The sequence below is a fragment of the uncultured Reyranella sp. genome, assembly GCF_945957355.1.
In the GTDB taxonomy this organism is placed as follows: Bacteria; Pseudomonadota; Alphaproteobacteria; order Reyranellales; family Reyranellaceae; genus Reyranella.
Genome location: NZ_CAMFKM010000034.1, coordinates 1 through 23,222, shown reverse-complemented (window position 1 = coordinate 23,222; position 23,222 = coordinate 1). Strand labels below are relative to the sequence as shown.

The 23,222-nt window shown below is 68.1% G+C and carries 20 protein-coding genes and 1 other RNA gene; 20 read left to right on the top strand and 1 reads right to left on the bottom strand.

The annotated features are described in order from the left end of the window. Positions 1–29 precede the first annotated feature (29 nt). Complete coding sequence (gene uvrB, locus Q0Q48_RS27630) at positions 30–2,408, bottom strand: excinuclease ABC subunit UvrB (RefSeq protein WP_295145566.1); 2,379 nt, start codon at positions 2,406–2,408, stop codon at positions 30–32. Here uvrB and Q0Q48_RS27625 point away from each other — a divergent pair. From Q0Q48_RS27625 to ftsZ, 20 genes are all read left to right on the top strand, one after another. Further along, a complete protein-coding gene (locus tag Q0Q48_RS27625; protein ID WP_295145553.1) occupies positions 2,292–3,014 on the top strand; it encodes a sulfite exporter TauE/SafE family protein in 723 nt (240 codons plus the stop codon). The genes uvrB and Q0Q48_RS27625 overlap by 117 nt on opposite strands. 9 nt (positions 3,015–3,023) lie before the next feature. Continuing rightward, positions 3,024–3,725, top strand: a complete 702-nt coding sequence (locus Q0Q48_RS27620) for a molecular chaperone DjiA (protein ID WP_295145552.1) — start codon at positions 3,024–3,026, stop codon at positions 3,723–3,725. A gap of 2 nt (positions 3,726–3,727) precedes the next feature. Next, positions 3,728–4,417, top strand: a complete 690-nt coding sequence (locus Q0Q48_RS27615; protein WP_295145551.1) for an N-acetylmuramoyl-L-alanine amidase — start codon at positions 3,728–3,730, stop codon at positions 4,415–4,417. A gap of 12 nt (positions 4,418–4,429) precedes the next feature. Beyond that, positions 4,430–4,817, top strand: an RNA gene (rnpB, locus tag Q0Q48_RS27610) — RNase P RNA component class A. 214 nt (positions 4,818–5,031) lie between these two features. Continuing rightward, the gene (locus Q0Q48_RS27605; RefSeq protein ID WP_295145550.1) at positions 5,032–5,511 is read left to right on the top strand and encodes a hypothetical protein; all 480 of its coding nucleotides are present in this window, start codon (positions 5,032–5,034) and stop codon (positions 5,509–5,511) included. Next, entirely contained in the window at positions 5,508–6,455 is a 948-nt protein-coding gene (rsmH, locus tag Q0Q48_RS27600) for a 16S rRNA (cytosine(1402)-N(4))-methyltransferase RsmH (RefSeq protein ID WP_366915317.1), read from the top strand. Before Q0Q48_RS27605 ends, rsmH begins: the two co-directional genes overlap by 4 nt. Continuing rightward, positions 6,452–7,006, top strand: coding sequence for a hypothetical protein (locus Q0Q48_RS27595; protein ID WP_295145549.1), 555 nt, complete (start codon positions 6,452–6,454; stop codon positions 7,004–7,006). The genes rsmH and Q0Q48_RS27595 overlap by 4 nt, the downstream gene beginning before the upstream one ends. After that, entirely contained in the window at positions 7,003–8,868 is a 1,866-nt protein-coding gene (locus Q0Q48_RS27590) for a penicillin-binding protein 2 (protein WP_295145547.1), read from the top strand. The genes Q0Q48_RS27595 and Q0Q48_RS27590 overlap by 4 nt, the downstream gene beginning before the upstream one ends. Next, positions 8,852–10,342, top strand: a complete 1,491-nt coding sequence (locus Q0Q48_RS27585; RefSeq protein ID WP_295145545.1) for a UDP-N-acetylmuramoyl-L-alanyl-D-glutamate--2,6-diaminopimelate ligase — start codon at positions 8,852–8,854, stop codon at positions 10,340–10,342. The genes Q0Q48_RS27590 and Q0Q48_RS27585 overlap by 17 nt, the downstream gene beginning before the upstream one ends. Continuing rightward, positions 10,339–11,745 carry a UDP-N-acetylmuramoyl-tripeptide--D-alanyl-D-alanine ligase gene (murF, locus tag Q0Q48_RS27580; RefSeq protein WP_295145543.1) on the top strand — a complete coding sequence of 469 codons (1,407 nt, stop codon included), beginning with the start codon at positions 10,339–10,341 and terminating at the stop codon, positions 11,743–11,745. Before Q0Q48_RS27585 ends, murF begins: the two co-directional genes overlap by 4 nt. A gap of 1 nt (position 11,746) precedes the next feature. After that, a complete protein-coding gene (gene mraY, locus Q0Q48_RS27575) occupies positions 11,747–12,838 on the top strand; it encodes a phospho-N-acetylmuramoyl-pentapeptide-transferase (RefSeq protein WP_295145541.1) in 1,092 nt (363 codons plus the stop codon). A gap of 4 nt (positions 12,839–12,842) precedes the next feature. Continuing rightward, positions 12,843–14,231: a UDP-N-acetylmuramoyl-L-alanine--D-glutamate ligase gene (gene murD / locus Q0Q48_RS27570; protein WP_295145540.1), complete on the top strand. Its 1,389-nt coding sequence runs from the start codon at positions 12,843–12,845 to the stop codon at positions 14,229–14,231. Continuing rightward, positions 14,228–15,355 carry a putative peptidoglycan glycosyltransferase FtsW gene (locus tag Q0Q48_RS27565; protein WP_295145538.1) on the top strand — a complete coding sequence of 376 codons (1,128 nt, stop codon included), beginning with the start codon at positions 14,228–14,230 and terminating at the stop codon, positions 15,353–15,355. The genes murD and Q0Q48_RS27565 overlap by 4 nt, the downstream gene beginning before the upstream one ends. Next, entirely contained in the window at positions 15,352–16,479 is a 1,128-nt protein-coding gene (murG, locus tag Q0Q48_RS27560; RefSeq protein WP_295145536.1) for an undecaprenyldiphospho-muramoylpentapeptide beta-N-acetylglucosaminyltransferase, read from the top strand. The genes Q0Q48_RS27565 and murG overlap by 4 nt, the downstream gene beginning before the upstream one ends. Next, complete coding sequence (gene murC / locus Q0Q48_RS27555; RefSeq protein ID WP_295145534.1) at positions 16,476–17,951, top strand: UDP-N-acetylmuramate--L-alanine ligase; 1,476 nt, start codon at positions 16,476–16,478, stop codon at positions 17,949–17,951. Before murG ends, murC begins: the two co-directional genes overlap by 4 nt. Further along, positions 17,951–18,880 (top strand): UDP-N-acetylmuramate dehydrogenase, encoded by a 930-nt coding sequence (gene murB, locus Q0Q48_RS27550; RefSeq protein ID WP_295145565.1) that lies wholly within the window; start codon positions 17,951–17,953, stop codon positions 18,878–18,880. The genes murC and murB overlap by 1 nt, the downstream gene beginning before the upstream one ends. Beyond that, entirely contained in the window at positions 18,877–19,806 is a 930-nt protein-coding gene (locus Q0Q48_RS27545) for a D-alanine--D-alanine ligase (protein WP_295145532.1), read from the top strand. Before murB ends, Q0Q48_RS27545 begins: the two co-directional genes overlap by 4 nt. Next, a complete protein-coding gene (locus tag Q0Q48_RS27540; RefSeq protein ID WP_295145530.1) occupies positions 19,803–20,684 on the top strand; it encodes a cell division protein FtsQ/DivIB in 882 nt (293 codons plus the stop codon). Before Q0Q48_RS27545 ends, Q0Q48_RS27540 begins: the two co-directional genes overlap by 4 nt. After that, the gene (gene ftsA / locus Q0Q48_RS27535; protein WP_295145528.1) at positions 20,611–21,963 is read left to right on the top strand and encodes a cell division protein FtsA; all 1,353 of its coding nucleotides are present in this window, start codon (positions 20,611–20,613) and stop codon (positions 21,961–21,963) included. Before Q0Q48_RS27540 ends, ftsA begins: the two co-directional genes overlap by 74 nt. 150 nt (positions 21,964–22,113) lie before the next feature. Beyond that, on the top strand, positions 22,114–23,222 hold a 1,109-nt coding region (gene ftsZ / locus Q0Q48_RS27530), incomplete at its 3' end, for a cell division protein FtsZ (RefSeq protein WP_295145526.1).

The following is a 23,222-nucleotide window of genomic DNA, read 5'->3' as shown; positions in this document are numbered from 1 at the left end:
GTCAGGCGAAATTGTCGGCACTCGGTTCGCTACCGGCCGCTGCGCCGTGCCGGCTTGCCGCGGCCGCCCGAACCCGTGCGGACGCCGCGGAACACCCGCGAATGCTGCATCTTGCCGAGATGGACGCCGACATTGGCGCTGGCGGCCTGCCCCGGCAGTTCGAGTTCGTGGGCCTCGAGGCGCCGGATCTCGTCGCGCAGGCGGCCGGCCTCCTCGAATTCGAGGTCGGCGGCGGCGGCGCGCATGCGCTTCTCGAGCTCGGCGATGTGGGTGCGGAGATTGTGCCCGACCAGATGAACGTCGCCCGAGACGCCGGTATCCACGGTGTAGTGGTCGCGCTCCGCGGTCGACTGCAGGATCTCGGCGATGTTGCGCTTCACCGAGGCGGGCGTGATGCCGTGCTCCTCGTTGTAGGCGGTCTGCTTGGCGCGGCGGCGGTCGGTCTCGGCCATGGCGTACTTGATCGAGTCCGTCATCTTGTCGGCGTAGAGGATGACCCGGCCCTCGACGTTGCGCGCGGCGCGGCCGATCGTCTGGACGAGCGAGGTGGGCGAGCGCAGGAAGCCCTCCTTGTCGGCATCGAGGATGGCGACCAGGGCGCATTCGGGAATGTCGAGCCCCTCGCGCAGCAGGTTGATGCCGACCAGCACGTCGAAGGCGCCGAGCCGCAGGTCGCGGATGATCTCGATGCGCTCCAGCGTGTCGATGTCGGAATGCAGGTAGCGGCAGCGGATGCCGGACTCGTGCATGTACTCGACCAGATCCTCGGCCATGCGCTTGGTGAGCACGGTGACCAGCACCCGCTGGCCCTTCTTCGCGCAGTCCTTGCACTCGGCGATCAGGTCGTCGACCTGCTTCTCCACGGGGCGGATGAGCACGGTCGGATCGATCAGGCCGGTCGGACGGATCACCTGCTCGATGAAGATGCCCTGGGTGCGCTCCATCTCCCAGTCGCCCGGGGTGGCGCTGACATAGGTCGTCTGCGGCCGCAGCGCGTCCCATTCCTCGAACTTGAGCGGCCGGTTGTCGATCGCCGAGGGCAGGCGGAAGCCGAATTCGGCGAGCACGCTCTTGCGGTTGAAGTCGCCGCGGAACATGCCGCCGATCTGCGGCACGGTGACGTGGCTCTCGTCGCAGATCAGCAGCGAATTCTGCGGGAAGTATTCGAACAGGGTCGGTGGCGGTTCACCCGGTTTGCGGCCCGTCAGATAGCGCGAGTAGTTCTCGATGCCGGCGCAGGAGCCGGTGGTCTCCAGCATCTCGATGTCGAACAGCGTTCGCTGTTCCAGCCGCTGGGCCTCCAGCAAGCGGCCGGCGCGGTTGAACTCCTCGAGGCGCTGCTTCAGGTCGGCCTTTATCTGGTCGATCGCCTTCTGCATCGTCGGCTTCGGCGTCACGTAGTGGCTGTTGGCATAGACGATGATGTCGTTCAGCGAGATCGTCTTGTCGCCGGTCAGCGGATCGAACTCGGTGATCGAATCGATTTCGTCGCCGAACATCTCGAAGCGCCAGGCCTTGTCCTCGTAGTGCGCCGGGAACAGGTCGATCGTGTCACCGCGCACCCGGAAGGTGCCGCGCTGGAAGGCATTGTCGTTGCGCTTGTACTGCTGCTCGACGAAGCGGCGGAGCAGGGAGGAACGGTCGATCTTCTGGCCCTTGTGCAGCCGGAAGGTCATCGCCTGGTAGTTCTCCAGCGGACCGATGCCGTAGATGCAGGAGACCGACGCCACGATGATGACGTCGTCGCGCTCCATCAGGGCGCGCGTCGCGGAGTGCCGCATTCGGTCGATCTGTTCGTTGATCGACGAGTCCTTCTCGATGAAGGTGTCGGTGCGCGGTACGTAGGCTTCGGGCTGGTAGTAGTCGTAATACGAGACGAAGTATTCGACCGCGTTCTCCGGGAAGAAGCCCTTCATCTCGGCATAGAGCTGCGCCGCCAGCGTCTTGTTGGGCGCCATCACCAGCGCCGGCCGGCCCTGGCTCGCGATCACGTTGGCCATGGTGAAGGTCTTGCCCGAGCCGGTGACGCCCAGCAGAACCTGGTCGCGCTCGCCTGCCTCGACGCCGGCAATGAGTTGCCGGATCGCTTCGGGCTGGTCTCCCGCGGGCGTGTAGTCCGACACGAGCTTGAACGGTCTCGGCGTTACACCTTCGAGCTCCGGCCGCCGCTGGATGTACGGCATCAGGAGGGGAGCAGCCGGAACCGCGAGATTCTTTGAGGCCATGACCTCCATTATATGATGCGCGCCCGGCACTCCGGCAATGCTAGCGTCCCGCCCGCAATGCCGGATTTGTTGAGTACTACCTTCCTCGTTTCTGCGGTCGTTGCCTGCATTGCAGGCATGGTGCGCGGCTTCGCCGGTTTTGGCGCTGCGATGCTGATGACGCCGGTCTTCTCGGCGCTCTATGGGCCCGCGGTCGGCATCGCCCTCTGCCTCCTGCTGGAAATCGCAGTGGCCCTGCCGCTCGTTCCCGGCGTGGTGCGTCTGGTCGAGTGGCGGCGCATCGGCCTGCTGCTGCTGGCGGCGGCTCTCGCCGTGCCGCTCGGCACCCACACGCTGACCGGCGTCGAGCCCGAGCCGATGCGTTGGGCGATCTCGGCCATCATCCTCGGCGCGGTCGCCTTGCTGGCCAGCGGCTGGCGCTTTCCCGGACGCCCGAACGCGGCGACGACCGTCGCGGCAGGGGCGACCAGCGGCTTCCTGAACGGACTCTCGGGCATGGCCGGTCCGCCGATCGCCTTCTACTATCTGGCGGGCAACGAGCCGGCCGCGCGCGTGCGGGCCAATCTCACGACCTATTTCGTCTTCGTCGACCTGATCGCCCTCGCCTCATTTGCCTCGCGTGACCTGATCGGCTGGAGTACTGGCGCGCAAGGCCTGTTTCTCGCACCGGCCGTGATGTTGGGCGGCGTGGTGGGCGAGCGCCTGTTCCCGCTGGCCAGCGAGAAATTCTACCGCCGTCTGGCGCTGGGATTGCTGGTCTGCGTCGCAATCGGTTCGTTGCTGGTATAAAGGCACGGCATGAGGATCTGGGACAAAATCGTAGAAGGCATGAACGGCCTCGGCATCGCCGGGTTGCTCGGCCTGTCCTCGCCACCGGCGGACGATGGCGGGCATCCCGGACTGCGGCAGATCGGCTTCACCATCGGCGTCATCGCGCTGGGCGCAAAGATGGCGCGCGTCGACGGCGAGGTCTCGGAGGCCGAGCGAGCGGCGTTCCGCGAGTTCTTCCAGGTGCCGCCGGGCGAGGAAGCGAACGTCGAGCGCTTCTTCGATCTGGCCAAGCGCGATGCCGGCGGGTTCGAGACCTATGCCCGGCAGGTCGCCGCGCTGTTTCCCGACGCACCCGAGATCCTGGAAAACGTGATCGAGGGTCTGTTCAGCATCGCGCAGGCCGACGGCAGGGTCGATGCCGCGGAAGCCGACTATCTCGCGAAGGTCGCGAGCATCTTCGGTCTGCCCAGCTCGCGCTTCGAACGGGCGAAAGCCGCCGCGCTGGGCGCGGTGGAATGCGAACCCTGCGTCGTGCTGGGCATCGACCCCATGGCGACCGACGAGCAGATCCGCGAGGCGTGGCTGCGTCAGGTCCGCGCCAACCATCCCGACCGGCTGATGGCCCAGGGACTGCCGAAGGAGGCGATCGCGGTCGCCAACCGCAAGCTCGCGCTGATCAACGACGCCTATGACCGGCTGCGCAGGCAACGCGGACTCGTCCCGGCCTGAGCGTGAAGTTCGTCGATCTTCCGTCGCCCAACCACGCGGCCCGGCCGGACGGGGCCGGTGTCGACATCCTCGTGCTGCACTACACCGAGCTCCCGCTGCAGGAGTCGCTGGACATCCTGCGCGATGCGACGCGTGAACTCCGCGTCAGCTCGCACTACGTGCTCGATCTCGACGGCACCGCCTATCGTCTCGTGCCCGAGGACCGCACCGCCTGGCACGCCGGAAAATCCTGGTGGCGAGGCCGCGAGGCGCTGAACGGCACCTCGATCGGCATCGAGATCGTCAACCTGCACGGCGACCGGCACGACTATCCGCCCGAACAGATCGCGGCGCTGGTCGAATTGTGCCGAGGGATCCTGATGCGCCATCCCGCCATCGAACCGCGCAACGTCGTCGGCCATTCCGACATCGCCCCCCAGCGCAAGATCGATCCGGGCCGGCGCTTTCCCTGGAAGCGACTGGCCGAGCAGGGGATCGGCCTGTGGCCGAAGGCCGGCGCGCGGCCGCTCGATGGCGACTTCCACAAGGCGCTTCAGCGATACGGCTACGCACCGCCGCTCGCCGTGCCGCCGAAGGAGATCGTGAAGGCCTTCCAGCGCCATTTCCGGGCAGACCGTGTCGACGGCATGATCGATCCCGAAACGCGCTCGCGATTGGCCGGCCTGCTTGACCCGCTGGGACGGGCGGCCTAGTCAGGCGCCGGGTCAGACGGCCGGATGGCTGCACTCGGGCGGGTAACCGCGCGGGTGAGGAAAGTCCGGGCTCCACGGAGACACGGTGCCGGATAACGTCCGGCGGGGGCGACCCCAGGGAAAGTGCCACAGAAAACAGACCGCCTGCCTGGTTCGCCAGGACGGCAAGGGTGAAACGGTGGGGTAAGAGCCCACCGCGCGACCGGCAACGGAAGCGGCACGGCAAACCCCACCGGGAGCAAGACCAAATAGGGGCGACACGCCGGGCAACCGGCAGCGGTGTTTCCGCGTCGTCGCCCGGGTCGGTCGCGCGAGGCGTTCGGTAACGGGCGTCCCAGAGGAATGGCCATCCATCGCTTTCGGGCGAGGACAGAACCCGGCTTACAGGCCGTCTGACCCCTTCGATTCCGCGAGACGAGTCGCGTCTACAATCCCTTGCGTTTGCATGGTGCAAGCGCACAATAGATGTTGTGTCTAAGTCGTTCAGATTCCTTGTGGATTCTTGTCGTTGATAATTGCATCCCGGACCTTCCCATGATATCCCATTGTATCCCGTGTAACAGACAACGCAGGGGCGTGGGGCACCTGCAGCGGGTCTAGAGGGGAGATGGGCCGTGGCATTCCGGTCCGAGATCCTGATCAAGATGGACAAGAAAGGCCGGGTTCTGTTGCCCGCGGCTTTTCGCGACGAACTGCCTGCGGACGATCGCGGCGCTTTCGTTCTCTATCATTCCCCCACCATCCCCGGCCTCGTGAACGGCAACTCCCGTGCGGGTTTCGATGCCATGCTGGATCGCCTGCGCGCCGAAGCCCTGGGGCCAAAGGGTTCGCTGAAGGTCGCGCTCGACGACGACGCCTTCGATCCGGCGGGCTACCTGTCGGCCGGAGCCCGCACCATTTCGCTGGAGCCCGATGGCCGTTTCACGATGCCCGGCGAGTTCGTCCAGGCGCTCGATGCGGGCGACGGCGTGATGCTGGTCGGCAAGGTCGACAAGTTCCAGCTCTGGAACCCCGGCCGCTGGCAGGCGCGCCGCGAGGCCGAGCGCGAGAAGATGGCGGCGTTCGTGCGCGGCCTGGGCGGGGCCGACGCATGAGCGGCGCCCGCCATGTTCCCGTGATGGCGCGCGAAGTCGTCGATGCGCTGCAGCCGCGCGACGGCGGCCGCTACCTCGATGGCACGTTTGGCGCCGGCGGCTACACGACCGCGATGCTCGATCGCGCCGATTGCCAGGTCATCGCCATCGACCGCGACCCCGACGCCATCGCCGCGGGCAAGGCGCTGGCCGAGCGCTACGCGCCGCGACTGCGCCTGATCGAGGGCCGCTTCGGTGACATGGCCGAGCTGCTCTCGGCCGAGGGCGTTGAGGATGTGGACGGCGTGTCGCTCGATCTGGGCGTGTCGTCGATGCAGTTCGACCAGGCCGATCGCGGCTTCTCCTTCCGTGCCTCGGGCCCGCTCGACATGCGCATGGAGAAGAGTGGTGCGTCGGCGGCGGACCTCGTAAACGAAACAAACGAAACAGACCTTGCCGACATCATCTGGCGCTACGGCGAAGAGCGTCGCAGCCGTCGCGTGGCGCGCAGCATCGTCGAGGCGCGCCGCGCCAAGCGGATCGAGACCACCGGCGAGCTGGCCGAGATCGTGCGCCGCGCGGTCGGGCCGCAGGGCAGGGACGAGAGCGATCCGGCGACGCGGACCTTCCAGGCGCTGCGCATCGCGGTGAACGACGAGCTGGGCGAACTCGAGCGCGGCCTGGCCGCCGCCGAGCAGGTGCTGGCGCCGGGCGGCCGTCTCGCGGTCGTGTCGTTCCATTCGCTGGAAGACCGCGCCGTGAAGGAATTCGTCCGCGCCCGTGCCGGTCGCACGCCGGCCCCGTCGCGCCACGCGCCGCCGGGCCTGGGTGCGCGGGCTGCCAGCCTGCGCGATCTCTCGCGCAAGCCGGTGCTGCCGTCCGATGAAGAGGTTGCCGCCAATCCGCGAGCCCGTTCGGCGCGCCTGCGGATCGCCGAGAAGCTTCGCGCCGGAGGCGGCGCATGATCCATCGCGGGCTCCTGTTCTGGTCGGTCGTCGCCGTCGCCACGGCCGTGGGCCTGTTCACCGTCAAGTACAAGGTGCAGGACCTCGAGGAGCGCATCGACCGCACCAACCAGAAGATCATCGAGAGCCAGCAGGCCACGCACATCCTGCGAATCGAATGGGCTCATCTGAACGAATCCGAGCGCATCGAAGCGCTCGCGCAGAGGCATCTCAAGCTCGAGTCGGCGTCCATCAAGCAGGTCGTCCGGCTCGATCAGCTCAAACCCGAATCTGTCCCCCCGCGGCGCGATCCACCACCTCCTTCCCCCCCACGAACGGGCAACGACGTCCCCTCGTCGACTTTGCCCGGTGGTGGTGGCCGCGTCGCAGCGGAGGCCGGCAGCCCCTCGCCGGCCTCCGCACCCCTTTCAAGGCGTACCCCCGGACCCACGACGCCCCCTCGACCGGCCTCGATCCAAGAGCCGGCAACATCGGGTCCGGTTGGCGACGGCCAGAGCGCCGCAGTCTCCATCGACGATATCCTCTCGCGAAATGAAGGGGGTTCCCGGTGAAGCTGTGGCGAAAGTCTGCGTCGCCTGAACCGGCCGCCGCGGTGAACGCGGCGGCCGGCGCGCGTTACGGTTCGCCGCAGGATCGCCTGAAGGGCGATGCCCAGGAGACGGCGCGCCAGCGGCTGGTGATCGCATCGGTGATCTTCGGCCTGGCCTTCACGGCGGTCGGCCTGCGCATGGGCTATGTGTCGCTGCTGCGCGACGGCGCCGAGCCGACGCAGCGCGTCGCCGCCCGCGGCGGCTCGATCCAGTCCGAGCGTGCCGACATCGTGGACCGCAACGGCGCCGTGCTCGCGACGTCGGTCCCGGTCATGTCGGCCTTCGTCAATCCGCACCTGCTGATCGATCCGCAGGAGGCCGCGCGCAAGATCGTGACGGCGCTCCCGGATCTCAAGTACGACGATGTCCGCGAGAAGCTCGAAGGTGACCGGACCTTCGTCTGGATCAAGCGCGGACTGAGCCCGCGCGAGCACGACCGGGTCAACCGGCTGGGCATCCCGGGCCTCGACTTCCAGGCCGAGGAGCGGCGCATCTATCCGCAGGGAACGGCTGCCGCCCACATCCTGGGTTATGCCAGCGTGGACAATTCGGGCCTGGCCGGCGTCGAGCGCTACTTCGACCAGCAACTCCAGAGCGGCGAGACGCTGCAGCTCTCGATCGACCTGCGCCTGCAGCGCATCGTCGAGCGCGAGATCGCGCGCGCCGTCCAGAAATTCTCGGCGATCGGCGCCACCGCAATCGTGATGGACGTGACCAACGGCGAGGTTCTCGCCATGGCGTCGCTGCCGACCTACAATCCCAACAGCACCCGGACGCTTACCAACGAGGCGCTGTTCAACCGCGCTACGCTCGGCGTCTACGAACAGGGTTCGACCTTCAAGATCTTCAACACGGCGATGGCGCTCGATTCGGGCAAGGCCTCGATGACCAGCGTGTTCGACGCCACGTCGCCGATCAGGATCGACCGTTTCACGATCAACGACGATCACGCCCAGCGCCGTCCGTTGTCGGTGCCGGAGATCTTCAAGTTCTCCTCCAATATCGGCTCGGCCAAGATGGCGGTCGAGGTCATGGGACCGGAAGGGCAGCGGGCCTTCTTCGACAAGATCGGATTCCTGAAGCCCGTCTCGACGCAGCTCCCGGAAGTGGCGGGGCCCCTCTGGCCACGCCATTGGATGAAGATCAACACCATGACCATCGCCTTCGGTCACGGTATTTCGGTGACGCCGCTGCACCTGGCGATGGGTTCGGCGGCGATGATCAACGGCGGCATCCTCTACCAGCCCTCGCTGGTGAAGCGTAACGCCGCCAGCGACAAGGGCCGGCGGGTCATCCAGCAGAAGACCTCGGTGAACATGCGCCAGCTCCTGCGCCTGAACGCCGTCGAGGGCACGGGCAAGAATGCCAACGTTCCGGGCTACGAGGTCGGCGGCAAGACCGGCACGGCCGAGAAGCCGGGGCGTGGCGGCTATCGCCAGAAGGCGCTGATCAGCTCCTTCGTCGGCGCGTTCCCGATGAACGATCCGAAGTTCGTCATCATCGTCTCGCTCGACGAGCCGAAAGGACTTCCCGAGACCGGCGGCTATGCGACGGCGGGCTGGGTGGCGGCGCCTTCGGTCAAGGTCATCATCGAGCAGATGGTGTCGCTCTACGGCATCCTGCCGGGCGATCTGAAGGACGGCCTGCCGCCGATCGAGATCGCTTCGACCCCGGTGCCGGCGTCCGTCGCGCCGCCGCAACTCGTGCCGGCCAGCGTGCGCCGCTCTCCCGGCGACCATCGCAAGGCCCTGCCGGTCCGGCCGGCGCCTGGCCAGACGGCCGCGGCGCCTGGTCCGGGAGTGCGCCGTGTTGCGTCTGAGTGAGCTCATGCGCCGGAGCGCCGACGCGATCGCGCCGTCTTTCGCGCTGCCGCGCGATCCCGTTCTAGCCGGCCTGACGCTCGACTCGCGCAAGATCCGGCCCGGCTACCTCTTTGCGGCCCTTCCGGGCAGCCAGCGGGACGGCGCTGCGTTCGTGGACGATGCCGTGCGGCGTGGCGCCGTCGCGATCCTGGCCGCGTCCGATGCGGCGTTGCCGCCACTCGATCCCGGCATCGTCGTCGTGCGCGACGCCAATCCACGACGTCGCGTGGCGTTGATGGCCTCGGCCTTCGCGGGCCTGCAGCCCGCCACGATCGCCGCCGTCACCGGCACCAACGGCAAGTCCTCGACGGTGCATTTCGTCCGCCAGATCTGGGAGGCGATGGGGCTGAAGGCGGCAAGCGTCGGCACGCTGGGTATCGTGTCGCCCGGCCTTGTGCGCGACGGTGGCCTCACGACTCCCGATCCCGTTCAACTTCACGAGGATCTGGCGACGCTGGCGCGCGAAGGCGTGTCCCACCTCGCCATCGAGGCCTCGAGCCACGGGATCGACCAGCACCGGCTCGATGGGCTGCACCTGGCGGCCGCAGCCTTCACCAACCTGACGCACGAGCATCTCGACTATCACCATTCGATGGACGCCTACTTCGCGGCCAAGGCGCGCCTGTTCGAGGTGCTTCTGCCACCGGGCGGCACGGCGGTGGTCAATGCCGACAGCGATCGCGCCGTGGCGCTCGGCGTAGTCTGCCGGCAGCGCGGCATCCGGTTCTGGACCTACGGCGCGAAGGGCAACGAGTTCCGCCTGCTCGCCGACGATCCGACACCGGCCGGACAGCACCTCGTGCTGGAAGTCATGGGCACGCGCCGGGAGATCGAGCTGCCGCTGGTCGGCGGTTTCCAGGCTTCGAACGCGCTTGCGGCCCTTGGCCTCGTGGTTGCGACGGGCGGCGATCCGGCGCGCGCCGTGGAGGCTCTTGCCCATCTGACGGGCGCGCCCGGTCGCCTGCAGCTCGTGGCCCGCCATCGCTCGGGCGCGGCCGTCTATGTCGACTATGCCCACAAGCCCGAGGCGCTGGAGACGGTGCTGCGCACCCTGCGGCCCTTTGCCCGCGGCAAGCTGGTGGTCGTGTTCGGCTGCGGCGGTGACCGTGACCGGGCAAAGCGTCCGGTGATGGGCGAGATCGCGACACGCCTTGCGGACCTCGCGATCGTGACGGACGACAATCCGCGCAGCGAGGAGCCGGCCGCGATCCGCGCCGAGATCGTGCGCGGCATCGCCGCCGACCGTCGCAACTGGATCGAAATCGCCGACGGCCGGCACATCGCCATCGCCGCTGGCATGGAGGCGCTGTCGAGCGCCGACGACCTGCTGCTGATAGCCGGCAAGGGCCACGAGACCGGCCAGACGATCAAGGGCGTCACCCATCATTTCGACGATGCCGAGGAGGCGCGCGTGCTGGCCGGAGGTGAGGCGTGAGTGCCCTCTGGACCTCCGACGAAGTGCAGGCTGCTCTGTCGGCGGCGTCGATCACCGCGCCGTTCGAGGCCGCAGGCGTGACGTTCGATAGCCGTGCCGTTGGAAAGGGCGACCTCTTCTTCGCGCTGAGCGGCGAGACGACCGATGGTCACAGCTTCGTCGCCGACGCCCTGTCGCGCGGGGCTGCGGCGGCCGTCGTCTCGCGCGACGTCGAGGGTGCGAAGGGCACGCTGGTCCGCGTTCCGGACACGATGAAGGCATTGGTCGAACTCGGTCGCGCCGGGCGCCGCCGCAGCGGGGCGCGCATCGCCAGCGTCACCGGTTCGGTCGGCAAGACCAGCACGAAGGACGCTCTGCGCGCGATGCTGTCGGCCGAGGCGCTGACCTCGGCCAGCGTGGCGAGCTACAACAACCATGTCGGCGTGCCCATCAGCCTTGCGCGCCTGCCGCGCGACGCGCGCTACGGGGTGTTCGAGATCGGCATGAATCACCCCGGCGAAATCGAACCGCTCGCCCGCCAGGTCGAGGCGCATGTCGGCATCGTGACCAATGTCGGGCCAGTCCATATCGGCCATATGGGCAGCGAGGAAGCGGTCGCCGATGAGAAGGGCTGCCTGTTCGCCGGGATGGCGGAAGGCGCAGTTGCCGTGCTCAATCGCGACAGCCGGCACTATGAACGCCTCGTCGGAAAAGCCCGCGAATTCGGGGTTTCCCGCATCGTCGGCTTCGGTCGCAGCGGGGCTGCGGAAGCCCGTCTTGTCTCCTGCAACCTGCAGGATTCCGGCAGTGATGTTGCAGCCTTGATCCACGGTCGCCGGATCGAGTATCGCCTTGGCGCGGCCGGCGAGCACTGGGTGCTGAACAGCATCGGCGCGTTGGCTGTCATCGAGGCCTTGGGCGCGGACGTGGAGAAGGCGGCGGCGATCCTGGTCGGGGTGAAGGCCTCGCCCGGTCGCGGGGCACGCCGCATGCTGAAGTTCGGTGGCGGCACGATCGAGCTGCTGGACGAAAGCTACAACGCCAATCCGGTTTCGGTGCGGGCGATGCTGGCCGTCCTGGCACGGACCGAGCCGCAGGCGGGCGGGCGGCGGGTGCTGGCGCTGGGCGACATGCGCGAGCTGGGCGAGGGCGCGGACGACTATCACGCGGGCCTCGCTGAGGCCGTCGCGGCGAGCGGCGCGACGCAGGTCTTCCTGTGCGGTCCGCACATGCAGGCCCTGTGGCAGCGGCTCGCGCCGGCGCAGCGCGGTGTCCACCGGCCGGACTCGACGGCGCTGGCGGGCGATGTCGCCGCTGCGCTCAGGGCCGGGGACGTGGTTGCGGTGAAGGGGTCGCTGGGTTCGAAAATGAAGATCGTCGTGGACGCCATCCTGGCAGCCAGCGGCGGCGAGGCGGGACGCTAGGATGTTCTACAATTTTCTCTATCCGCTCGCGGACCTGTTCACGCCGTTCAACCTGTTCCGCTATCTGACGTTCCGTTCGATCGCGGCCTTCCTCACGGCTCTGGTCCTGAGCTTCCTGATCGGCGGCGCGCTGATCCGCTGGCTGCGCAGCAAGCAGAAGCAGGGGCAGCCGATCCGCGACGACGGCCCGGCCAGCCACCTGATGACCAAGAAGGGCACGCCGACGATGGGCGGGCTTCTGATCCTCATTACCCTGTCGATCGCGACCCTGCTGTGGGCCGACCTCACCAACCGCTATGTCTGGATCGTCCTGGGCGTCACCCTGGCCTTCGGCGCGGTCGGCCTGTGGGACGATTTCCTCAAGGTCACCAAGCGCAATCCCAAGGGCGTGCCGGGCAAGGTCAAGCTTGCACTCACGGTCCTGGCCTCGGGCATCGCGGTCTATCTCGTTGCCCAGGCGTCGCCGGCGCCGCTGCGCTACCAGCTCGCCGTGCCGTTCCTCAAGGACGTGCTGATCCCGCTGGGCGTCGTCGGCTTCATCGCGTTCGGCGTCCTGGTGATCGCCGGCACCTCGAACGCCGTCAACCTGACCGACGGGCTCGACGGCCTGGCGATCGGCCCCGTCATCATGGCCTCGGCGGTGTTCGGCCTTATCGCCTATGTCGTGGGCAACTCGATCCTCACCAACTACCTCTATCTCCATCACGTGCCGCGCTCGGGCGAACTGGCGGTGGTGCTGGCGGCGCTGGTCGGCGCCGGTCTCGGGTTCCTGTGGTTCAACGCCCCGCCCGCCATGGTGTTTATGGGCGACACCGGCTCTCTTGCCATCGGCGGCGCGCTGGGCGCGGTCGCCGTCGTCACCAAGCACGAGATCGTGCTCTCGATCGTGGGCGGCCTGTTCGTGCTCGAGACGATATCGGTGATCGTGCAGGTCCTGTCCTACAAATGGACCGGCAAGCGGGTCTTCCGCATGGCGCCACTGCACCATCATTTCGAGCAGAAGGGATGGGCCGAGCCCACCATCGTCTTCCGTTTCTGGATCATCGCCGCCATCCTGGCGATGGCTGGCCTCGCCACCCTGAAGCTCAGGTGAACGGATGATCGATCTTGCCGTCCTCGAGGGTTCGTCGTTCGTCGTGCTGGGGCTCGCGCGCTCCGGACTGGCGACCGTGCGCGCCCTGCGGGCGGCCGGAATCGAGTGCGTCGCCTGGGACGACAATTCGGAATCGCGAGACGCGGCGGCGCTGCTCGGCGCCCGCATCGCCGACCCGGTGACGATCGACTGGTCGTGCGTGACCGCCCTGGTGATCAGCCCGGGCATTCCCAGCACCCTGCCGGTGCCGCATCCCGTGGCGGTCGCCGCGCGCGCAGCCGGCAAGCCGATCATCTGCGATGTCGAGCTGCTGGCCCGGGCGCAGCCCGACGCGCGGTTCGTCGCCATCACCGGCACCAACGGCAAGTCGACGACGACGGCTCTGATCGGCCATATCCTCCAGCAGGCTGGCGCCCGCTGCGAGGTCGGCGGCAATATCGGCCGGGGCGCCCTCGACCTCGAGCCGCTCGGCAAGGGCGGCCTGTACGTGCTGGAGCTCTCCTCCTACCAGCTCGAGCTGCTGCAGACCTTCCGCGCCGACGTCGCGGTGTGGCTGAACATCACGCCCGACCATATCGACCGGCATGGCGATCTCGCGGGCTACGTCGCGGCCAAGAAGAACATCTTCGCCCGCCAGCGCACCGGCGACTGCGCCGTGATCGGCACCGAGGATGAGCCTTCGCGCGAAGTCGAGCGCGAGATGGCGGCACGTCCCGGCATCGCCTGCGTGCCGGTGGCGCTCGACCGTCCCGTCGCCAACGGCATCTCCTACCGTGCCGGCATGCTGGTCGACGCCGACGGCTACACGGTCGATTTCTCCGACGTGCCGACCCTGCCGGGCGACCACAATGCACAGAACGCGGCCTGCGCCTGGGCGGTCTGCCGCTGGCTCGACGTGCCGCGCGAGCGGATCGTCGCCGGGCTTCGCCGCTATCCCGGACTGCCGCACCGCCAGGAGCGCGTCGCCGCCGTCGGCAACGTCGTCTACGTCAACGACAGCAAGGCGACCAACGCCGATGCCACGGCGCGCGCCCTGTCGAGCTATGACCGCATCTACTGGATCCTCGGCGGCCAGGCGAAGGAGGGGGGCGTAGCATCCCTCGCGACCTATTTCGACCGTATCCGCCATGCCTTCCTGATCGGCGAGGCCACCGAACTGTTCGCCGGCCAGCTCGAGGGCAAGCTGCCCTATAGCCGCTGCGGCGACCTGCGATCGGCCCTCGACGCCGCGCATGCGCTGGCGCAACGCGAGGCCTCGGAACCCGCGGTGGTCCTGCTGTCGCCCGCCTGCGCGTCGTGGGACCAGTGGAAGAGCTACGAACATCGCGGCGATGCCTTCCGCGCCATGGCGCGGGCGCTGCCGGGGGCGGAGAGTTTGGGGAGGGCGGCGTGATCCAGGTTCCGCGCGACGATCGCAGCGTCATCGGGCAATGGTGGTGGACCGTCGACCGCTGGTCGCTGGGGGCAATCCTGGCGATCATGGCTTTCGGCGTCATGCTGACCCTGGCGGCGTCGCCGCCGGCGGCCGAGCGCATCGGCGCCGACTCCTTCCTTTTTGCCAAGCGCCAGTTCCTGTTCCTGCCGCTCGCACTGCTCGTCATGCTTTCGATCTCGCTCGCTTCGCCGCGGCACGTGCGCCGCCTGGCGCTGCTCGTCTTCTGCGGCAGCATCCTGCTGCTGGCCGCGACCTTCGTGATCGGCATCGAGATCAAGGGTGCGCGGCGCTGGATCTCGGTGCCCGGCCTGTCGAGCGTGCAGCCATCGGAGTTCGTGAAGCCCAGCCTTGCGGTGATCTCGGCCTGGCTGCTGGCGCAGAGCCGCACCGAGCGGCGCGCGCCGGGCTATCTCCTGTCGACGCTGCTGGTCGGTGGCGTGCTGGCCCTGCTGGTGATGCAGCCCGACCTCGGCATGAGCGTCGTCGTGGCCGCCGTCTGGGCCGTCCAGCTCTTCGTCGTCGGCCTGCCGATGTGGGTCGCGGGCTTCGGTGCGGTGGCCGGCGCGGCCGGCCTGGTCGGCGCCTACTTCCTGTTCAGCCACGTGCGCAGCCGCTTCGACCGCTTCCTGGATCCCTCGTCGGGCGACAACTACCAGGTCAACACGTCGCTGGAGGCCTTCATGAACGGCTCGCTGTTCGGCCGCGGCCCGGGCGAGGGCACCGTGAAGGCGCAGCTTCCCGACGCCCATACCGACTTCGTCATGGCCGTGGCCGGCGAGGAGTTCGGCCTCGTCGTCTGCCTGATGATCCTCTGCCTGTTCGCCTTCGTGACCCTGCGCTCGATGTCGCGCGCCTCGAAGGAGACCAGCCTGTTCATCACCCTCGCGGCCTCCGGTCTCGCCGTCCAGTTCGGCCTGCAGGCCGCCATCAACATGGCCTCGACCATCCAGCTCATCCCGGCCAAGGGGATGACCCTGCCGTTCATTTCCTATGGCGGCTCCTCGGCGCTGGCGATGGCCATCTGCGTCGGCATGATGCTGTCGCTCACGCGCGAGCATGCGGGCCTGAGGGAAGCCGTATGACGGAGGCCGTACGCCCTGTGGTCCTGGCGACCGGCGGCACCGGCGGACATGTGTTCCCGGCCGAGGCGCTGGCCGGCGAACTCGAGGCGCGGGGCGTGCCGTTCACCCTGGTCACCGACTCGCGCGGCCGGCAGTGGCAGGGCGCGCTGTCGCGGCGGCCCATCCACTACATCCACTCCGCGAGTCCGACCGGGTCTCCGCTGAAGAAGGCCCTGGCGCTCTTCTCGCTGGCGCAAGGCCTGTTCGACGCCTGGCGGGCACTGGGTCGCATCGGTCCGTCGGTCGTCGTGGGCTTCGGCGGCTATGCCTCGGTGCCGACCATGATCGCGGCGCGCTTGCGCCGTCTGCCGGCGATGCTTCACGAGCAGAATGCCGTGCTGGGCCGCGCCAACCGCCTCGTTCTGGGCGGCGCCGGACGCGTGGCGACCTCATTTGCGCGGACCCGTTATCTCGACGGCGATGCGCGGGCTCAGCTCGTCGGCAACCCCGTGCGCGAGGCGGTGCGGGCGCTGCGCGATTCGCCCTATCGCCCGCCGGGCGAGGGACGGGTGATCGACCTCCTGGTGTTCGGCGGCAGCCAGGGCGCCGCCTCGTTCGGCGAGGTCGTGCCGCAGGCCGTTCTCTCCCTGCCCCAGGCGCTGCGCTCGCGCCTGCGCATCGTCCAGCAGTGCCGCCCCGAGAGCATCGACCGGGTACGCACGAGCTACGTCCGTGCCGGCGTCGTCGCCGAGATCGCGCCGTTCTTCACCGATCTGCCGCAGCGCATCGCCGGGGCCCATCTCGTGATCGGCCGCTCCGGTGCCTCGACGGTGGCCGAACTGGCGGCGATCGGCCGGCCCTCCATCCTGGTGCCCTATCCGTACGCTGCCGACGATCACCAGACCGCCAATGCCCGGGCCTTCGAGGCGACGGGTGCCTGCATCGTGCTGCCGCATGCCTCCTTCACCGCCGCGACCCTGGCCGGCCATCTCGTGGCCCTGACCGAGGAACCGGAGCGCCTTGCGGCGATGGCGGGTGCGGCGCACGCCGCCGGCCGTCCCGATGCCGCGGCGCGGCTTGCGGACGTCGTCGGCGACTTCGTCTCGCTTCCCCTTTCGCCTTCAGCCACGGGAGTCGCCGCATGAGGGCGTTGCCGCTCGATCTCGGTCTCATCCACTTCGTCGGTATCGGCGGTATCGGCATGTCCGGCATCGCCGAGGTCCTGCACAATCTCGGATACAAGGTGCAGGGCAGCGACGTCGCCGAGGGCGCCAACACGCGCCGCATCGCCGAACTGGGCATGAAGGTGATGATCGGCCATCGCGCCGAGAATGTCGGCAACGCCCAGGTCGTGGTCGTGTCGAGCGCGGTCAAGAAAGACAATCCCGAGGTACTCGCCGCCCGCACGCGCCACGTGCCGGTCGTGCGGCGCGCCGAGATGCTGGGCGAGCTGATGCGCCTCAAATGGTCCATCGCGGTCGGCGGTACGCACGGTAAGACAACGACCACCTCGCTGGTCGCCGCCATGCTCGAGGCTGGCGGCCTCGATCCGACGGTGATCAACGGCGGCATCATCAACGCCTACGGCACCAACGCGCGCCTGGGCGAGGGCGACTGGATGGTCGTGGAATCCGACGAATCCGACGGCTCGTTCCTGCGCCTGCCGGCCACCATCGCGGTGGTGACCAACGTCGATCCCGAACATCTCGATCATTACGGCACCTTCGACGCGCTGCGCGACGCCTTCGTGCGCTTCGTCGAGAACATCCCCTTCTACGGCTTCGCGGTGCTCTGCTCCGACCACCCTGAGGTCCAGGCGCTGATCCCGCGCGTCGCCGACCGCCGCATCATCACCTATGGAATCGGCGCCAACGCCGACGTGCGCGCCATCAACTTGAAGCTCGATCGCGGCGGCGCCGATTTCGACGTCATGGTCGAGCACCGGGCCACCAACGAATCGCGCGTCATCACCGGCATGCGCCTGCCGATGTTCGGCCAGCACAACGTGCAGAACGCACTGGCGGCCATCGCCGTGGCGCAGGAGATGGGTCTGCCGGACGACACGATCCGCCGCGCGCTCGGCTCCTTCGCCGGCGTGAAGCGGCGTTTCACCAAGACCGGCGAGGCGCACGGCATCACCGTGATCGACGACTATGGCCATCATCCGGTGGAGATCGCGGCCGTGCTGCGTGCCGCCCGCCAGGCCTATGGTGGTTCGGGCCGGGTCATCGCGGTCATGCAGCCGCACCGGTACTCGCGCCTCGGCGCGTTGCGCGCCGAGTTCGCCACCTGCTTCTCCGATGCCGATGCCGTCATCATTGCCGATGTCTACGCCGCGGGCGAGGCACCGATCGAGGGCGTCAATCGCGACATGCTGGTGGGCCTGGTGCAGCGCGCCGGCCATCGCGACGTGGCACCGCTCGCCGGGCCTGGCGAACTCCCGGAGATGATCTGGCAGATCGCGCGTCCAGGCGACGTCGTGGTCTGCCTCGGGGCCGGCAACATCACCGCCTGGGCGCACGCGCTGCCCGGCCAGATCCAGCAGCTCGCGGCCGAGAAGGCCGGCCCGCGCGCGATCGCCAACGATTCGGGCTTCCACGGCGGATCGGCGGCATGATGGCACTCGCGACCTCGACGCCCCACCTGATCGATCGGCTGCCCCGGCCGCGCGGACGGCTCACTGCCGATGCGCCGCTCGGTCCGCAGACCTGGTTCCGCGCGGGTGGTCCGGCCGAGGTCCTGTTCCGGCCGGCCGATGTCGAGGATCTCGCTTCCTTCATGGCTGGCCTGCCGTCGGATGTACCGGTCACGATCCTGGGCGTCGGCTCGAACATCCTCGTGCGCGACGGCGGCGTGAAGGGCGTGGTGATCCGCCTGCTGCGCGGTTTCACCGGCATTTCGGTCGAAGGGCGCGAGGTCGTGGCCGGCGCTGGCGCACTCGATCTCAATGTCGCGCTGACGGCGCGCGATCACGCGCTGGCGGGCCTCGAGTTCCTGAGCGGCATTCCCGGGACCATCGGCGGCGCCTTGCGCATGAATGCGGGCGCCTATGAAGGCGACCTGGCGCAAGTCCTGGTGTCGGCTGAAGCCGTCGATCGGACGGGCAAGGTCCACGCAGTTCAGGCGGCCTCGATGGGTTTCAGCTATCGCCACAGCGAAGCGCCGGCCGACTGGATCTTCACTTCGGCGCGCCTGCGCGCGGCGCCGGGCGATCAGCTCGCCATCGCCCGCCGCATTGGCGAGATCGACGCCGCCCGTACCGACTCCCAGCCGCGCAGCCGCACCGGCGGTTCGACCTTCGTCAATCCGCCCGGCGGGAAGGCCTGGCAGCTCATTGACCAGGCGGGCTGCCGCGGCCTGCGCATCGGCCAGGCCCAGGTTTCCGAGAAGCATTGCAACTTCCTGATCAACCTCGGCGAGGCGACGGCGACCGATATCGAGGCGCTGGGCGACGAAGTGCGCCGCCGCGTGCGGGAAAAGACGGGCGTGCAGCTCGAGTGGGAAATCCGGCGCATCGGCGAACCGGCGAGGGGAGCGGGGCAATGAAGCGCGTTGCGGTCCTCATGGGTGGCTGGTCGCCCGAGCGCGAGGTCTCGCTGGTGAGCGGCAAGGCCTGTGCCGAGGGCCTGCGCGAAGGCGGGCACGAGGTCATCGAGTACGACGTGAAGCGCGACCTGCGCGCTCTGGTCGATTTCCTGCGTCCGGCCGGCGGCGGCGGCCCGGACGTGGTCTTCAATGCCCTGCATGGCCGCTACGGCGAGGATGGCTGTATCCAGGGCGTCCTCGAGATCATGCAGGTGCCCTACACGCATTCCGGGGTGCTCGCCTCGGCGATCGCCATGGACAAGCCGCTGGCGCGGCACATCTTTGCGTCGCTCGGCCTGCGCGTTGCCGAGGGCAAGGTGGTCGAGCGCCGCTCGCTCGCCTCGGGCGATCCCATGCCGCGCCCCTATGTCGTGAAGCCGATCGACCAGGGCTCAAGCATCGGTGTGCACATCGTGCGCGAGGGAGACAACCTGGCCGCTGTCGAGGCCGCGGAGGCGGCGTTCGGCGAGCGCGTGCTGATCGAGAAGTTCGTGCCCGGCCGGGAGCTCACGGTCGCGGTGATGGGCGACAAGCCGGTCGCGGTGACTGAACTTCGGCCCCGCACCCGGTTCTACGACTACGAGGCCAAGTACACCGACGGCATCACCGAGCATCTCGTGCCGGCTCCGGTTCCCGAAGACGTCTACGACGCCGCCAAACAGTGGGCGTTTGCGGCGTATCAGGAACTCGGCTGCAACGGGCTCGCCCGCGCAGACTTTCGCTGGGACGATTCGAAGCCCGGCACCTCGGGCCTCGTGATCCTGGAACTGAACACCCAGCCCGGCATGACGCCGCTGTCGCTGGCGCCGGAGCAGGCCAAGTGGGCCGGCATCTCTTGGTCGCAGCTCATGACCTGGATGGTCGAACACGCGAGGCACCCCTCGTGAGCGTGGCGAAGAAGACGACCACGCCGAAGGCCGGCTCTGCGCCGCGGCGCGACTACGACCGGCGCAAGAAGCGCGGGCCGGTCCGCAAGACCGGCCGTCCGTTCTGGAAGCAGCCGGTGCTGCTCGGCGCCATCGTCCTGCTGCTGGGCTGCGGCGGCGGAGGCGGCTGGTGGGCCTGGCGCGAAGGCTGGCTCGTCGAGGCGCAGAACCAGTTCGACTCGCTCTCGCGCACGGTGGTGGGCGCCATCACGCCCTTCAAGCTCGCCGACGTCACCGTCGAGGGGCGCGACTATGTGGAGCGCAGTGATCTCCTGGCGGCGCTGAACGTGAGCCGTGGCGATTCGCTGCTCGGCATCGACCTCCAGGCGTCGCGCAAGCGGCTCGAGGCGATCGATTGGGTCGAGTGGGCGACGGTGGAGCGCCGCCTGCCGGACACGCTCTATGTCACCCTGAAGGAGCGTCGCGCCGTCGCGATCTGGCAGAACGGCACCGAATACACGCTGATCGATGCGAACGGCCGCACGGTGCGGGCGAGCCGCATGCCGCCCGGCGCCGAAACGCTGCTGCTTCTGGGCGGTCCTGGCGCGCCGGATCATGTCGGCGACCTGCTGCTCCTGCTCACCTACGAGCCGACCGTGGCGCAGCAGCTGCGCTCCGCGGTCTGGGTCGGACATCGCCGCTGGAACCTCATCCTGAACAACGGCGTCGAGATCTGGCTACCGGAGGAGGACGCCGTCGCGGCCCTCCAGCATCTCGCCAAACTCAACGGGCAGCACAAGCTGCTGTCGCGCGAGTTCGGCGTCGTTGATCTCAGGCTGCCCGACAAACTGTATCTCAGGAAGCGCAATCCGGGCGACGCGACGCCTGGGCCGGCGTAGAATCCAAAAAGCTCGCGAGAGTACGCGTAAGACGGGGGACATCGTGGCGAAGACGAGAAATGGCGTCGTTGCGGCGCTCGACATCGGAACGAACAAGGTCGTGTGCTTCGTGGCCCGTGTCGATGGGCAGGGCCTCCGAGTCGTCGGCATCGGACACCAGCCCGCACTCGGCATGCGTTCCGGGAACATCGTCGACATGGAGGCGGCCACCCGCGCCATTTCCTCGGCGGTGTCGACGGCGGAGGAAATGTGCGGCGAGCAGGTCCGTGACGTGATCGTGGGCGTGAGCGGCGGTTCGGCCGCCTCGCACAACCAGAGCCTCGAAGTGGCGATCGGGCACCATGAGATCGGCGAGCGCGACGTCCGCCGGGTCCAGCAGCATATCCAGCTTCCGGCTGAAACCGCGGACCGCGACGTCATCCATTCGGCCGCGATCGGCTACACGGTGGACGGCACGCCGGTTCGCGATGCGCGCGGCATGTTCGGCGAGCGGTTGGGTGTCGATGTCCATTTGGTGACCGCGGCGAGCGGCGCGATGCGCAACCTGCAGGTCTGTGTCCGCCGCGCCCACCTGGAGATCGCCGATCGCGTGGTCGCCGCCCATGCCGCGGGCCTCAGCTCGCTGGTCTCGGACGAGCGCGACCTCGGTGTCACCCTGATCGACATGGGCGCCGGCACGACCTCGATTGCGGTCTTCTATGAAGGCCATCTCGTTCATGTCGATTCGATCCCGGTCGGCGGCGAGCATGTCACGCGTGACATCGCGCGCGGCCTGTCGACGCCGGTCGCACATGCAGAGCGGATGAAGACGCAGATCGGCCGTGCCGTCGCCAAGCCGAACGACGAGTACGACATCATCGACGTGCCGCTGATCGGAGAGGAAGATCGCACGCGGCCCAACCACATTCCGCGTTCGATCCTCGTCGGTATCATTCGTCCGCGAATCGAAGAGACGTTCGAGCTCGTGCGGAGTCGACTCGAGGCGAGCGGTGTGGATAAGTTGGCCGGTGGACGTGCCGTTTTGGTTGGCGGCGGATGCCAGCTCGACGGCGTGTCCGAAGTTGCCGCGGCGATTCTCAACAAGAAGGTCCGCACCGGTGCGCCGCTCAGGCTCGCGGGACTCGCGGATTCTACAGGCGGGCCGGCATTTTCCGCAGCCGCCGGCCTTCTTTCCTTCGCGCTCCAGAATCACGCGGTGACGCAAAGCCAGCCGGCGACGCACGAAGCGCCGTCGAGTCGGATCGGCCGGATTGGCAGTTGGATTAGAGAAAACTTTTAGGCAATATGTTGTGCGGGATAAGGCAGATCCCACAGGCTATAGACATAAAGACAAGAAAAAGCCGGTGGCGGTGAAGGGTCTCTGAACCAAACAGGAGATTCACGCTGTCGCTCCGGGCAGATAACCCCTCGTTTGCGTGGAGAAAACCGAATGACAATCAACCTCAGTCTCCCCCAGACGGAGTCCGAGATTAAGCCGCGCATTACCGTCGTCGGTGTCGGTGGCGCGGGCGGAAACGCCGTCAACAACATGATCAGCGCTGCGCTGGAAGGCGTGGAGTTCATCGTGGCGAACACCGATTCGCAGGCGCTCAGCCAGTCGCTTGCCGACCGGCGCGTCCAGCTCGGCATCACCATCACGCAGGGCCTTGGCGCCGGCGCGCGGCCCGAGGTCGGCCGCCAGGCCGCCGAAGAGGCGCTGCCCGAGATCCTGCAGCTGCTCGATGGCGCCAACATGGTGTTCGTCACCGCCGGCATGGGCGGCGGCACCGGCACCGGTGCGGCGCCCGTCATCGCCGCCGCAGCGCGCGAGCAGGGCATCCTCACCATCGGCGTCGTGACCAAGCCGTTCCACTTCGAAGGCCGCCGCCGCATGCAGTCGGCCGAGCAGGGCATCACCGAGCTGGAGAAGGTTGTCGACACGCTGATCGTCATCCCCAACCAGAACCTGTTCAAGATTGCCAACGAGAAGACGACGTTCGCCGACGCCTTCAAGATGGCCGACGACGTTCTGCACATGGGCGTGCGCGGCGTCACCGACCTCATGGTCATGCCGGGTCTCATCAACCTCGACTTTGCCGACATCCGCACCGTCATGGGCGAGATGGGCAAGGCGATGATGGGCACGGGCGAAGCCGAAGGTCCGGATCGCAGCCGTGTCGCGGCCGAATCTGCCATTTCCAACCCGCTGCTGGAAGACCACTCGATGAAGGGCGCCAAGGGCGTGCTCATCAACATCACCGGCGGCCTCGACATGACGCTGCACGAAGTCGACGAGGCGGCCAACCGGATTCGCGAGGAAGTGGACGGCGACGCCAACATCATCTTCGGCTCCACCTTCGATGCCACGATGGACGGCCGCATGCGCGTGTCGGTGGTCGCCACCGGTATCGCCGCGATGGCCGCGCAGCAGCCCGCGCCGAACTACCTGTCGCTCGACATGAACCGGCCGATGCAGACCGGTCAGCCGGCGCTCAGCCGTCCGGCCGCTGTCTCTTATACACATCTGACGCTGCCGACGACTAGTCGAGGGTGGGGGGG